A 12334-nucleotide genomic window follows, 5' to 3' on the forward strand; every position below is an offset into this window, starting at 1 on the left:
TGCGTGAAGCCTGACCTCAGGGGCACTCGGCTTCTCGGAGGTCGATAATCATGGTTCCCATCATTTTGGTTCTGCTGCTCGCCCTGATCCTCTTCGGTGCGGGATTCGCACTCAAGGCCCTGTGGTGGATCGCCATCATCGTGCTGGTGGTCTGGCTGCTCGGCTTCATAATCCGCCCGGCAGCCAGTGGCGGTAAGCGAGGACGCTGGTACCGCTGGTAACCGATTTCGGGCAACGGGACGCTGCGGGGTGGGCCGCGAGAAACTTGGGCGCGGCCCACCCCCACGCCTTCCGCCGGTTCCGCGGACACGTGAGAAACGCACCGCCGGACCAGCGCGCGAAAACAATCTCCGGACGACTGAGTGTGTGCGGCCCAGAATGCAGGGCACGCGAACTTCCGAGAGCGCTTCAACGAATATTCCGGAAACGTCATCCGCTCCATGGTTTCGGCTCTGGAGTATCGAATTACCTCGATGAGGGAGCAATTTATGAGTGACAACATCTGGGGCTACCAGCCGACCGCGGGCCACACGGCGGGGACCGACCTGACCGGCTACAAGGTCGAGGCCACCGACGGAAGCATCGGCAAGGTCGACAAGCACTCGGACGACGTCAACTCCGCGTACCTTGTGGTCGATACCGGTGTTTGGATCTTCGGCAAGCATGTCCTGCTGCCGGCCGGCACCGTACGGACCGTCGACGAGGCCGAGCGCAAGATCTTCGTCGACCTCACCAAGGACCAGATCAAGGACTCCCCCGAGTTCGACAAGGACAAGCACGCCGGCGACGCGGGTTACCACGAGCAGCTCGGCGGCTACTACACCAGCCACCGCCGCCCCTGATCCGTGGCGTCACCCTTCGGGTGCCCGCGGTTCCATCCAGTCGCAAGCGAGGGCCGGCGCAGCTTCGAGTCAGCCGACGGAGGAGACGCCACCCTCGCGGGCGTCGAGCAGTTCGTCCCAGTGGTCGGCCGCCCATTGGCACGTGGCGGCCAGCGGCTCCAGCACGCTGCGGCCCAACGGTGTCAGCGCGTACTCCACCCGCAGTTTCGGGTCGGCGTGCACAGTGCGTGACACGAACCCGTTTCGCTCCAAGCCGCGGAGCGACTGGGTCAGTACCTTCGGGGTGACGCGGCCCAGCGGCACGCGCAGTTCGGAGTACCTGCGCGGACCGTCGTCCAGGCAGCTGAGGACCATGGGCGCCCATTTGTCGGCGAAGCGGAAGGGCAGCAGCGAGGACGGGCACAGCTCGTCGAACAAGTCGGGTGGCAGCGGTGGCCGTTGCGTCATCGAGGGTCTCCGTCTCCGGTCTTGGTATCCAGCTGGTGACCGACCTTCTGGATACCTTCAGGAGCATCGACGCCACAGAAACTATTCCGACGGTGGGCAGGATCGTGGTTTTCGGGACCGACGGCCCGCCCATCTGCTCGGCAACTGGCAACGGGCGTCGAATAAATACCATCATTCCACCCCATAAAGGCAAGGCGGCACATTATGCGCGCAGCTCGCTTCCACGAGTACGGCCAAGCGGAGAGCCTGGTGATCGAGCAGGCCCCCGACCCTCACCCCGGACCGGGTGAGATCCGTGTCCGCGTCGCGGCGGCCGGCGTCAATCCCATCGACTGGAAGCTGCGCGCAGGCGCTCTGGATCAGCTGATTCCCCTGGAGCTGCCCGCCGTTCCCGGGCGCGACGCCGCCGGTGTGGTCGACGAAATCGGTGAAGGAGTGCAGGGGGTGAGTATCGGCGACCGCGTCTTCGGGCTGGGCGGTGTCACCGGAGCAACCGCAGAGCTGGCTCTCCTCTCGGCCTGGGCCCACACCCCCGACACGTGGAACGATGAGCAGGCCGCGGGCGCCGGTCTCGCGTCCGTGACCGCGATGCGCGGCCTGAACGCGCTCGGCCCCCTCGCGGGGCGCACCCTGCTCGTCGAGGGCGCCGCCGGAGGCGTGGGCAGCGCGGCAGTCGAGATCGCCGTGGCACAAGGTGCCACCGTGATCGGGACAGCCAGCGAACGCAACCACGCGTTCCTCACCTCTCTCGGCGCCGTTCCGACCACCTACGGCCCCGGCCTCGCGCAGCGCCTGTCCGCTCTCGCGCCGCGCGGCGTCGACATCGCGCTCGACACCGCGGCCTCCGGATCCCTGGGCGACCTCGTCGCGATCACGGGCGACCCGTCGCGCGTCTCGACGGTCGCCGACCACGCGGGCGGGCAGCGCCTCGGCACACATGTGGTCAACGCGGAGAACGACTCCACCCTCCTGTCCGCGGCCGCGGAACTGGGCCGGCAGGGCCACTACACACCCCGTATCGAACAGAGCTTCCCCCTGGAGCGGGCCGCCGACGCCCACACACACGCCGAGCGCGGACGTACGCGCGGAAAGCTCGTGATCTGTATCTGATGCGTGGCATGGCACGGATGCGCAGGCCTGCCAAGCGATCATGGTTGGTAGCCTCGAAAGATGACTGCGATTTTCGACGAAGCCGTCCGCGCCCGGCTGCAGGCCCCCCACATCTGGTACGTCGGCACCGTGTTCGCCGACGGGGCACCGCAGGTCAGCCCCATGTGGGTCGATCTGGAAGGTGAGGGGGAGCTGACGTTCAACACCTCGGTGGGCCGGGTGAAGGAGGAGAATTTGCGCCGCGATCCTCGGGTGTATCTCTCGCACGCAGACGCAACCGACCCCTTCGACCGTGTGCAGATCAGCGGGGAGGCGGTCCGCTTCATCGAGGGCCAGGAGGCGCACGACCGGATGGACCGGCTGGCCCGGAAGTACCTCGGCCGCGACCGGTTCGAATGGATCATGCCGGAGGAGCAGCGGGTCGCGGTCATCGTCCGCCCGGTCAAGGTGCGGCACATCGTCGGCGTGGAGCGCTTCCGGCCCGGTGGCCCCGTCCCCGCTCCCTGACCGGGCCCGCTCCCCCGGCCGCGGTCAGGAGCGGCGCAGCACCGATCCGCCCGCGTACCGCGCCGATGCGCCCAGCTCCTCCTCGATCCTGATGAGTTGGTTGTACTTCGCGGTGCGGTCGGACCTGGACAGCGAGCCGGTCTTGATCTGGCCGCAGCCGGTCGCCACCGCCAGATCCGCGATCGTGGTGTCCTCCGTCTCGCCGGAGCGGTGCGACATGACGGCCGCCCATCCTGCGCGGTGCGCGGTGTCGACCGTGGCGAGGGCTTCGGTGAGGGTGCCGATCTGGTTGACCTTGACCAGGACCGAGTTGCCGACGCCGGTCCGGATTCCCTCGCGCAGCAACGCGTCATTGGTGCAGAACACGTCGTCGCCGGTGAGCTGGCAGCGATCACCGAGGCGGGCGGTCAGCAAGCGCCAGCCGTCCAGGTCGTCCTCCGCCATCGGGTCCTCGATGGAGACGACCGGATACGTGTCCACCAGCTCGGCCAGGTAGTCGGCATGCTCGGCGGGGCTGCGCCGTACGCCCTCCCCCTTGTACACGTACATGCCGTCGCGGAAGAACTCCGACGATGCCGGGTCCATGACCAGGCCGATGTCCACGCCGGGACGGTATCCGGCGCGTTCGACGGCGGCCATGACGAAATCGAGCGCCTCCTCCGCGGTGCGGAGCGCGGGTGCGAAGCCGCCCTCGTCACCGACGCCGGTGGAGTGCCCGGCGGAAAGCAGGTCCCGCCGCAGCGTGTGAAAGACCTCTGACCCCATTCGGACAGCTTCCGCGAAGGTCTCCGCGCCTACCGGCGCGATCATGAACTCCTGGAAGTCCAGCGGGTTGTCGGCGTGGGCGCCGCCGTTGACGATGTTCATCATCGGCAGCGGGAGGAGGTGCGCGCCTGCGCCGCCGAGGTAGCGGTACAGAGGCTGGCGGTGAGCCGCCGCGGCTGCCTTGGCTGCGGCGAGAGAGACACCCAGGAGTGCGTTGGCCCCGAGCCGGGACTTGCCGGGGGTGCCGTCGAGCGCAACGAGCGCAGCATCGAGGCCCGCCTGATCGCCGGCGTCCCGCCCCACGACGGCCGAGGCGATCTCGCCGTTGACATGGCCGACCGCATGGTCGACACCCTTTCCGTGCCAGCGCCCGGAGTCACCGTCACGCAATTCCACGGCTTCACGTGCGCCGGTGGAGGCGCCGGAGGGGACTGCGGCCCGGCCGAGGGATCCGTCGGCGAGAAGGACATCGGCCTCGACTGTGGGATTGCCCCGGCTGTCGAGCACCCGGCGGGCGGTGACGGACTGGATGGCGGTGGGCTCAACTGACCTGGAAACCATGGAGGATCCTTCCCGTTGCTGCACGCCGCGGCCCTGCTGCGACAACGCTGGCGCGTGCCGCGACATCGTCAACTGTACAGCAATGCTGTTCAGATTAGCTGTACAGCTCGGCTGTTCAGTGTCGCTGTGCAGGTCAGCTGTACAGGTGGGGTGCACAGCCTCCCTGGCGGTCGCGAGGTAAAGTGCCCTATGCACACCCCGGAACCCGCCGCCGTCGCCACCGAACTGCGCACCGCGATGGGCAAGCTCACACGGCGCGTGAGGCACGAGGACCGGATTCCGCACGGCCAGGTCTCCGCGCTCGGCGCCCTCGACCGCGACGGGGCCATGACCACCAGCGACCTCGCCGCTGATCAGCGCGTGCGCCCCCAGTCGATGGCCCGCGCGGTCGGATTGCTCATGGAACAGGGCCTGGTCACCCGGCGCGCGCACCCCACGGACGGCCGCAAGTCGCTGGTCGAACTGTCGCCGGCCGGACGCGCCGCACTCGACGCCGAACGCGGCCGCCGGGCCGGCTGGCTCGCCCAGGCCATCGAGGCCGAACTCACCGCCGAGGAGCGAGAGGTACTGGCACGCAGCTCCGCCCTCATGGAGCGGCTCGCCGCACGCTGACACTGTCCCGTGCGGAGCGCGCCATGCGCACCGAGCCCTGCGCGTCGCCTCCACGTTCCCACTCCGTCAGTGCAAGGGTGAGAGCAAGCCGAACGGGCAGCCTTCACGGACCGCCGCGGTCACGTACGGGCTCCGGGCCAACCGAGAAGGGCATCAACTGTGCGCATCGACCTGTCCGGGCGAACAGCCCTTGTCACCGCATCGACACAGGGCATCGGCCATGCCATCGCCACGGGACTGGCCCGCGCCGGCGCACGGGTCGTGGTCAACGGCCGCGGCAGTGAGCGCGTCGAACAGACAGTCCGGCAGCTGCGCTCCGACACCGGCAACGACGACATCCTGGGCGCACCCGGCGACCTGTCCGGCGAAGCGGGCGCCCATGCCGTTCTCGACGCCTTCCCGCGCGTGGACATCCTCGTCAACAACCTCGGCATCTTCGGCCCGACTCCGCCGCTGGAGATCGACGACGAGCAATGGCGTCACTACTTCGAGGTCAACGTCCTCGCCGCCGTGCGGCTGATCCGCGCCTACCTGCCGGGGATGCAGGAACAAGGCTGGGGCCGCATCCTCTGCCTCGCCAGCGACTCGGCGATCGTCGTCCCCGCCGAGATGATCCACTACGGCATGACGAAGACCTCGCTGCTCGCGGTCAGCCGCGGCTTCGCGAAGGCGGCCGCCGGCACCGGCGTCACCGTCAACTCCGTGATCGCCGGCCCGACCCATACCGGAGGCGTGGAGGGCTTCGTCCGCGAACTCGTCGGCGACGAGCTGCCCTGGGACGAGGCCCAGCACGAGTTCATGGTCAAGCACCGCCCGCAGTCCCTGATCCAGCGCCTCATCGAACCCGAGGAGATCGCCAACATGGTGGTGTACCTCAGCTCGGCCTACGCTTCCGCCACCACCGGCGGGGCGCTCCGGGTGGACGGCGGCTACGTCGACTCGATCCTGCCCTGATCGTGGCGCCGGCCCCTCGCATGGCCGGGACGCGGCGGACCGAGCGCCACCACGGTCATGGGCGGGCGTCACCGGGCGGGGTGAAGTCCGGCGCGGGCCCGGGCACGGGCAAGGAGAGCAGAAGGGTCCGGGTCCGCCTGGAGCGACTTCAGTATCAGCAGCCACCAGTGGTCGAGCTGCTCCCTCCAGTCGCGCCCACCCGGCAGATCGTCGGTCAGGACGCAGAGCCCGAAGAAGGCGCACACGAGCGTCACCGCCGCCGCTGACGGCTCGACTCCAGCCGCGAGTTCCCCTCGCGTGCGGGCCTCCGCGAGGAGCCTGGTGACAGCCGATGCCCAGGCGTCGAACGGCGTCGGCACGGCGGCCTCGATGCCGTGGCGTTCCGCCCACAGCCGGGCGCCCGCGCGCGCCACGACGTCCTCGCTGAGGGACTGTGCGACACCGAAACTGAGGGCGACCAGCTTCTCGAGCGGAGGAATGCCGGGCGCGGCGTAGGGGGCAGCGAGTTGCGGCCAGGTGGCGAACTGCTCCCGGACCACCGCCAGCGCGAGTTTCTCCTTGCTGGAGTAATGGAAATAGATCGCTCCGCTGGTCTTTCCCGAGTGGTCACTTATGTCATTGACACTCGTTCCCACATATCCCCGTTCGACAAATAGATGTGCCGCCGATTCCAGCAGCACCCTACGGGTCGCACGCGCCCTTTCCTGCACTTCAGTTCCACCTTCGCTCACATGTGCTAGCGCCGCGACGGGAGAATCCAGGCCCTCCCCATGGAGGGCGCAGTCGCATCGCGCGAAGATCTTATTATTCGTCGCCGTGCGCATGGGCGGGAGCATATTCACACAATCTCTGGCCCCGCCGAGCAGAATCGTTTCGCGAGAGCACGGACATTCCGCCCCGCACCGCGGGCGGCACCACACAGGCGTCGCTCACCAGGCACGTTGACCGGATTCATGGACGCCACGGCCTCGCCCCTCACTGCGCACGCGAGCGACGACTGGCCGCACCCCCGGGTGCCCCCATGCACTCGAATTGGTGATTGCGGAATTCAGGGTCACCAAATTAACGTAATGGGCACGATGTTTTTCGGCTCCAGCCGAAGGCCACGATGTGCGTCCGCCATGGCGTGCCCAGCCACAGCCAGGCAGCCGCAGCATCCGTGCGGCATCGCCCGTCCTCTCTCATTTCCGCGAGTGGACCAGAAATATCCCGGCACGTCTGTGCCCGCCTGCGCCCACGCGACGAACGCGACGGCGCAGCCTCCGAGAACGGCAATGACATGACAGCTCGCAGCATCCTTTTATGGTCACCGTCCGCCATCGTCTTCGACTGCGACGGGACCCTGATGGATACGGAACAACACTGGCAGGAGGCCCGGAACATCACCTTCCGGCAATTCGGCCTCACTCCGCCGACCGGGTTCGCCGACCGTGCCAAGGGCGTCCACTACAGCGAGTGCGGCGCGCTCATGGCCAAGGAGACCGGGAAGCCTGACCTCGCGGATGAGCTGGCCGGCGCCCTCCTCACCACGTTCACCGCGCTGGTCGACGAGGACCCGGTGACCATGCCGGGCGCCGCCGCACTGGTCAGGCTTGCCGCGCGCCACGTCCCGCTCGCCGTGGCGAGCAACTGCCCCCGGGAGATGGTGGAATCGTGCCTCGACCGGGCCGGGCTCCTCAGCGCCTTCAGCCACGTCGTGGTGGCCGGTGGGGACGTACGCCCGAAGCCGCAGCCAGATGTCTACAGAGTGGCTGCCCGCCTCTGCGGCGTACCTCCTGAGGAGGCCCTTGCCGTGGAAGACTCGCTCACGGGCATGGAATCGGCCCGACGGGCGGGACTGCGTGTCATCGGTACCGGACAGCGCCCGCAGAGCCCGGAAGCCGACCTGGCCGATCTCTGGGTGCCCGGCCTTGCCGACCGTCAGCTGGTGCGCTGGGCCCACAGCCGGTTCGGCGCGTAGATCCGTCCCGGGGGCGAGCGCCCCGCATCGACAGCGGTCAGCCGGTGGTCAGGTTGGGGGCCAGGGCTTGGACGGTCCCGGCTGCGGAGGCGAAGAACAGGGCGATGCCCACCGCTCCGGGGTCCGGGATGTCTGTCGCCCGTTCGCCCAGGTAGCTCGCCCGGCCCATGCGCGCAGTCAGCGAGGCCGTCTCCCGCACCCCCCGCCACGCGCCGTCCGCCGCCGCGGCCAGAGCCGTCGCCGGCGGCTCACTCTCCGCCGCCCGCAACGCGGCGGCGGCCGGAGTGAGCGCGTCGACCAGTGTCTTGTCCCCGGGCGAGGCGTCACCCACCCGGCGGATGGCCGCCAGGCCCTCGGCGGCGCCGCGGGCGAGGGCAGCCGCCGTCAGATCGGCCCCGGACCCGGGGGCAGGGCCCGAACCGGCGTCGGGGCGGGGGTCCGCGCCGGCTGCGGCCCTGCTCAACGCCTGGAACAGCAGACCGAACAGCGGCCCGCTGGTTCCCCCGATCTCATCAAGGAAGGCAGCGGCCATGGCACCCAGGGCCTCCTCGGGCCCGCCCGACTCGTCCATCCGGTCGAGCAGTGGCCCGGCGGCCCGGACCCCGGCAGCCAGGTTGGTGCCGAAGTCACCGTCTCCCGCCTGCTGGTCGAGCGCGGTCAGCTCGGACTCGGTGGCGTACACCGATTCGGCGAAGCGACGCATCCAGTCGCGGGTCTGCGTGCCGTCGAATATGGCGGTTGTCATGGTGCCGTCCTCCTGCTCCTGCTCCTGCTCCTGCTCCTGCTCCTGCCAAGGGATTCCGAGAATCCGCTTCTGTCCCGGCTGCCGGGCGCTCACCATCGCAACGCCGGGGTGCGGACCGGCGCATCGTAGAAGTCCAGCGTGTCCTGATCGGCAACCATGAGTGTCAGCGAGAAGCCCCGCATGTCGAGTGCCGTGACGTAGTCGCCGACGAGGTGCCGGACGAGCCGCGCCCGCCGGGCGTCCAGGACCCGGCCCAGCTCACCGAAGATGCCGTAGAGCTCGAGCGCGGTGATGGAACCCAGTCCGTTGACCAGTGCGATGACCGGCTCATCGGGCCCGGGGCGCAGTGCGTCCAGCAGGGCACCCGCCATGTCGTCCACCAGCGCGCCCACCGGCCCCTGCCACCGGGTGTGCTCCGCGCGTTCGCCGTGGATTCCGACCCCGTATTCGAGTTCGCCGGGCTCCAGCCGGAACGCCGGTTCGCCGGTGACCGGTGCGTGATGGGCGGCAGAGGCGACGGCGAGCGTCCGGCACCTGGCGGCCACGGCGTCACCGATCCCCGCCAGTTCATCGAGCCCCTTTCCCGCGTCCGCGGCGCCGCCCAATACCTTTTCCACCAGCACTGTGGCGCCCGTGCCACGGCGCCCGGCAGCGATCTCCTCCGAGTCGGAGGCCAGGTCGTCGTCGACGAGAACCCGCGCGCAGGTGATTCCCGCGTCGGCGAGGCGCTCGGCGGCGATACCGAAGTTGATCCGGTCCCCCGTGTAGTTCTTGACGATGTGCAGCACGCCTTCCGGCCCGGCCACCGCGCGGGAGGCCCGGAAGATCTGCCGGTTGTGCGGAGACGCGAAGACCCTTCCGGGGCAGGCGGCGTCGAGCATGCCCGCACCGACGAACCCTGCGTGCAGGGGCTCGTGCCCCGAACCTCCGCCCGAGAGCAGCCCCACCCGCCGTGTCGCCGCAGAGTGCCGGGCTGTGAAGAATCCGTCGGCATCGTCGTACGCCACGAGGTCCGCATGTGCCCGCGCGAAGCCGGACAGTGCGTCGGGGACGAGATCACCGGCGCCGTTCTCGAAATACCTGGCCATGCGCGGCACCTTTCCGTCCCCGGCCGCGAAGGCCGGACAAGTCGGGCTCCGGACGAGACCTCCATGGTGCGGCTGACTATGCGCAGGCGGCAACTCGCAGAGCGTATCGACCGGCAGCTCTACCGCCCTCAGTAATAGTGAGTACTCTCTCAGTATGAGTACCTACCCACTAAAGAGTCCGGCGCGGCGCACAGGCAATCTCGGCGACGGGGAGCGTGGCTGATATGCCCGACGACGTCTCCGAAGTCCCGGACGTGCACGCCCTCATGACCGGATTCACCGATGTGGTCGGCCCGCTCCTGGATCGCACAGGGGCGATCTTCGCAGCCGAAAGGGTGCCGTTCTCGCAGGCCAGCCTGTTGGTCGAACTGCACGAACGAGGCGCACCGCAGCGCATGGTCGCACTGGCGCAGGCTCAGGGCGTCGTACCGAGGACGGTGACCTCCCTGCTGGACGGCCTGGAGAGGCGTGGGCTGGTCATCCGCAACCAGGACCCGGACGACCGTCGGGTCGTGCTGGTCTCGTTGACGGCGGACGGCGCCGCGCTGATGGAGCAGATCGGCCGGACGACCGCCGACTTCGCCGGGAACGTCTTCGCGGCGCTCCTGCCGGACGAGCGGTCCGAGCTGTCCCGGCTGCTGGCCAAGGTGAGTCCGGCCGCGCGGGAAGGAGGCCACGGCCATGACCGCTGATGCGGGCTTCGATGCATCGGCCGCCGGCCCGGCAGGGGTGCAGAGCGGGAGCCGCCGCCGCTGGTCCGGTCTCTTCGTGGTGGCCTCCGCCCAGCTGGTGGCGATCCTGGACGAGACGATCGTCAACATCGCGCTGCCGTCCGCGCAGAAGTCGCTGCGCATGGCGGACGCGGACCGCCAGTGGGTCATCACCGCGTACACGCTCGCGTTCGGAAGTCTGCTGCTCTTCGGCGGACGCCTGGCCGACCGGTTCGGACCCAAGCGCACGTTCGCGGTGGGCCTCACGGGCTTCGCCATCGCCTCCGCCGTCGGCGGCATTCCGGCAGCACAGGCATGCTGGGGGTCGCGCTGTTCGCCACATACCAGTTGCAGGTCGTCATGGGCTACAGCCCGGTCCGGGCCGGTCTGGCATTCCTGCCCATGGTGCTCTTCGCGGTGCTCGGCGCCACCCAGATCGCCGCCCGGCTGCTGCCCCACGTGCCGCCCCGCCGGCTGATCACCCCCGGTCTGCTCTGCACCGCGGGCGGCGTCTGCATGTTCAACACGATGACCACGCACAGCTCGTACGTGAGCACCCTGCTCCCGACCTGGGCCCTTCTCGGCCTCGGCCTCGGCATCACCACCGTCGCCACCACGAACACCGTGATGAACGGTACGGAACCGCGCGACCGGGGAATCACGGCCGCGTTCCGCACCACGTCCCAGCAGATCGGCGGATCGGTCGGACTCGCGCTCGCCAACACCGTAGCGGCCGGCGCCATCACCGCCTACGTCGCGGCGCATCCCTCCGACGGATCGAGGGAGTCGGCCGGCGAGGCACTCGTGCACGGCACCGCGGTGGCGGCCACCTGGTCCAGCGCGCTGCTCGCGCTGGGCGCCGGTGTGGTCTTCCTCCTCGTCACCCACGACCCGAGGGTCCGCCGGTCCCCCGCCGACGGAACGGAGCACGACGAGGCCTGGGCCACCTGAATGGAGTGGATACTTGCCCCTCACACCGGAACGGATGAGGAGCACTGCCAGTGACCAGCGACAACCGCATAGGACCGCCCAGCATCGGAAGCGAGCGCGATACGCTGCGCACTTTCCTCGACTACCACCGCGCGACCCTTGCCATGAAGTGCGAAGGGCTCACCGACGAGGAGCTGCGGAAGCAGTCGATGCCGCCGTCCACGCTTTCGCTGCTCGGCCTGGTGCGACACATGGCCGAGGTGGAGCGCGCATGGTTCCGTCGAGTGTTCGAGGACAACGACGCGCCCATGGTCTGGTCCGACAGGATCGACTTCCAGGCGGCCTACGACGCCAGTGCCTCGACCCGGGGCGAGGCGTTCGGGGCCTGGGAGGCTGAGGTGGAGAACTCGCGCCGTATCGAGCGGGAGGCCGCGTCCTTGGAGCTGACCGGGCATCAGCCGAGGTGGGAGGAGGACGTATCGCTGCGGATGGTGATGGTGCACGTCCTTCTGGAGTACGGCAGGCACAACGGGCACGCGGACTTCCTGCGTGAGGGAGTCGACGGGACCGTGGGCGCCTGAGTCCGCGGTGCCGCGTGCCGGTCATGAGAGGGCGGCTGTACGGAGAGGAGATGCGCGCGGGCGGGTGCCGGGGGCAAGGTTGGAGGCATGACGACAACGCTCGGTGCCTTCGTTCTCGGCACTCCGGATCCTCCCGCCCTGGCCGATTTCTACCGGGCCCTGCTCGGCTGGGAGGAGGTCGACCGCGAGCCGGAGTGGGTCCGTCTGAGGGCTCCGGAACAAGAACGACCCGGCCTCAGCTTCCAGTTGGAGACCGATCACACTCCCCCGGCCTGGCCGCAGCGCCCGGGCGCGCAGCAGATGCAGGCGCACCTGGACCTGCAAGTGGACGACCTGGTGGCGGAGACGGAGCGGGCGTGCGCCCTGGGCGCGACCCTGGAGGAGCACCAGCCTCAAGAGGCCGTGCGGGTCCTTCGCGGACCGCACGGCCCTACCGTCTGTCTCTTACATCCCGGCGCCGGAACGTCAGCGGACCGGCGTCAGGGCGGTGGCGCGCCCACCCGGTCCTCCATCGCCGTGCGG

Annotated in this window: 17 protein-coding genes; 12 read left to right on the forward strand and 5 right to left on the reverse strand. The window is 69.3% G+C overall.

The window, feature by feature from the left end; genetic code table 11:
- Window positions 1–50 precede the first annotated feature (50 nt).
- Both ACFVW8_RS11765 and ACFVW8_RS11770 read left to right on the forward strand, forming a co-directional pair.
- Window positions 51–221, forward strand: a complete 171-nt coding sequence (locus ACFVW8_RS11765) for a hydrophobic protein (RefSeq protein WP_389688635.1) — start codon at window positions 51–53, stop codon at window positions 219–221.
- A 267-nt stretch (window positions 222–488) separates the two neighbouring features.
- On the forward strand, window positions 489–842 hold the full coding sequence (locus ACFVW8_RS11770) for a PRC-barrel domain-containing protein (protein ID WP_389688637.1): 354 nt from the start codon (window positions 489–491) through the stop codon (window positions 840–842).
- A gap of 69 nt (window positions 843–911) precedes the next feature.
- On the opposite strand, the gene ACFVW8_RS11775 is transcribed toward ACFVW8_RS11770, so the two are convergent.
- Window positions 912–1289, reverse strand: a complete 378-nt coding sequence (locus ACFVW8_RS11775) for a winged helix-turn-helix transcriptional regulator (RefSeq protein ID WP_389688639.1) — start codon at window positions 1287–1289, stop codon at window positions 912–914.
- Between the two features lie 204 nt (window positions 1290–1493).
- On the opposite strand from ACFVW8_RS11775, the gene ACFVW8_RS11780 reads away from it, so the two are divergent.
- Together ACFVW8_RS11780 and ACFVW8_RS11785 are read left to right on the forward strand one after the other, a co-directional pair.
- Complete coding sequence (locus tag ACFVW8_RS11780; RefSeq protein WP_389688641.1) at window positions 1494–2399, forward strand: NADP-dependent oxidoreductase; 906 nt, start codon at window positions 1494–1496, stop codon at window positions 2397–2399.
- A 60-nt stretch (window positions 2400–2459) separates the two neighbouring features.
- Window positions 2460–2906 carry a TIGR03618 family F420-dependent PPOX class oxidoreductase gene (locus ACFVW8_RS11785; RefSeq protein ID WP_389688643.1) on the forward strand — a complete coding sequence of 149 codons (447 nt, stop codon included), beginning with the start codon at window positions 2460–2462 and terminating at the stop codon, window positions 2904–2906.
- Between the two features lie 24 nt (window positions 2907–2930).
- On the opposite strand, the gene eno is transcribed toward ACFVW8_RS11785, so the two are convergent.
- Window positions 2931–4232 (reverse strand): phosphopyruvate hydratase, encoded by a 1302-nt coding sequence (gene eno, locus ACFVW8_RS11790; RefSeq protein WP_389688645.1) that lies wholly within the window; start codon window positions 4230–4232, stop codon window positions 2931–2933.
- Window positions 4233–4421: 189 nt separating this feature from the next.
- Here eno and ACFVW8_RS11795 point away from each other — a divergent pair, with 189 nt between their 5' ends.
- Both ACFVW8_RS11795 and ACFVW8_RS11800 read left to right on the forward strand, forming a co-directional pair.
- The gene (locus tag ACFVW8_RS11795; protein WP_389688647.1) at window positions 4422–4844 is read left to right on the forward strand and encodes a MarR family winged helix-turn-helix transcriptional regulator; all 423 of its coding nucleotides are present in this window, start codon (window positions 4422–4424) and stop codon (window positions 4842–4844) included.
- Between the two features lie 159 nt (window positions 4845–5003).
- Window positions 5004–5798, forward strand: a complete 795-nt coding sequence (locus tag ACFVW8_RS11800) for an SDR family NAD(P)-dependent oxidoreductase (protein WP_389688649.1) — start codon at window positions 5004–5006, stop codon at window positions 5796–5798.
- A 68-nt stretch (window positions 5799–5866) separates the two neighbouring features.
- On the opposite strand, the gene ACFVW8_RS11805 is transcribed toward ACFVW8_RS11800, so the two are convergent.
- Complete coding sequence (locus ACFVW8_RS11805) at window positions 5867–6508, reverse strand: ScbR family autoregulator-binding transcription factor (protein ID WP_389688651.1); 642 nt, start codon at window positions 6506–6508, stop codon at window positions 5867–5869.
- A 569-nt stretch (window positions 6509–7077) separates the two neighbouring features.
- Between ACFVW8_RS11805 and ACFVW8_RS11810 the strand changes: the two genes are divergently transcribed.
- Window positions 7078–7758 carry an HAD family hydrolase gene (locus ACFVW8_RS11810; RefSeq protein ID WP_389688653.1) on the forward strand — a complete coding sequence of 227 codons (681 nt, stop codon included), beginning with the start codon at window positions 7078–7080 and terminating at the stop codon, window positions 7756–7758.
- Window positions 7759–7795: 37 nt separating this feature from the next.
- On the opposite strand, the gene ACFVW8_RS11815 is transcribed toward ACFVW8_RS11810, so the two are convergent.
- Both ACFVW8_RS11815 and ACFVW8_RS11820 read right to left on the reverse strand, forming a co-directional pair.
- Window positions 7796–8503, reverse strand: coding sequence for a DAK2 domain-containing protein (locus tag ACFVW8_RS11815; RefSeq protein ID WP_389688655.1), 708 nt, complete (start codon window positions 8501–8503; stop codon window positions 7796–7798).
- Window positions 8504–8592: 89 nt separating this feature from the next.
- Window positions 8593–9591, reverse strand: a complete 999-nt coding sequence (locus tag ACFVW8_RS11820; RefSeq protein WP_389688657.1) for a dihydroxyacetone kinase subunit DhaK — start codon at window positions 9589–9591, stop codon at window positions 8593–8595.
- 224 nt (window positions 9592–9815) lie between these two features.
- Between ACFVW8_RS11820 and ACFVW8_RS11825 the strand changes: the two genes are divergently transcribed.
- The 5 genes from ACFVW8_RS11825 to ACFVW8_RS11845 all read left to right on the forward strand — a co-directional run.
- The gene (locus ACFVW8_RS11825; protein ID WP_389688659.1) at window positions 9816–10283 is read left to right on the forward strand and encodes a MarR family winged helix-turn-helix transcriptional regulator; all 468 of its coding nucleotides are present in this window, start codon (window positions 9816–9818) and stop codon (window positions 10281–10283) included.
- Window positions 10273–10779 (forward strand): MFS transporter, encoded by a 507-nt coding sequence (locus tag ACFVW8_RS11830; RefSeq protein WP_389688662.1) that lies wholly within the window; start codon window positions 10273–10275, stop codon window positions 10777–10779. Before ACFVW8_RS11825 ends, ACFVW8_RS11830 begins: the two co-directional genes overlap by 11 nt.
- The gene (locus ACFVW8_RS11835; protein ID WP_389688664.1) at window positions 10662–11252 is read left to right on the forward strand and encodes an MFS transporter; all 591 of its coding nucleotides are present in this window, start codon (window positions 10662–10664) and stop codon (window positions 11250–11252) included. Before ACFVW8_RS11830 ends, ACFVW8_RS11835 begins: the two co-directional genes overlap by 118 nt.
- Window positions 11253–11302: 50 nt before the next feature.
- A complete protein-coding gene (locus ACFVW8_RS11840) occupies window positions 11303–11812 on the forward strand; it encodes a DinB family protein (RefSeq protein ID WP_389688666.1) in 510 nt (169 codons plus the stop codon).
- An 87-nt stretch (window positions 11813–11899) separates the two neighbouring features.
- The coding region (locus ACFVW8_RS11845; RefSeq protein ID WP_389688668.1) for a VOC family protein at window positions 11900–12334 on the forward strand (435 nt) is incomplete at its 3' end.

Origin of the sequence: Streptomyces sp. NPDC058221 (assembly GCF_042882365.1) — a bacterium.
Classification (GTDB): domain Bacteria; phylum Actinomycetota; class Actinomycetes; order Streptomycetales; family Streptomycetaceae; genus Streptomyces.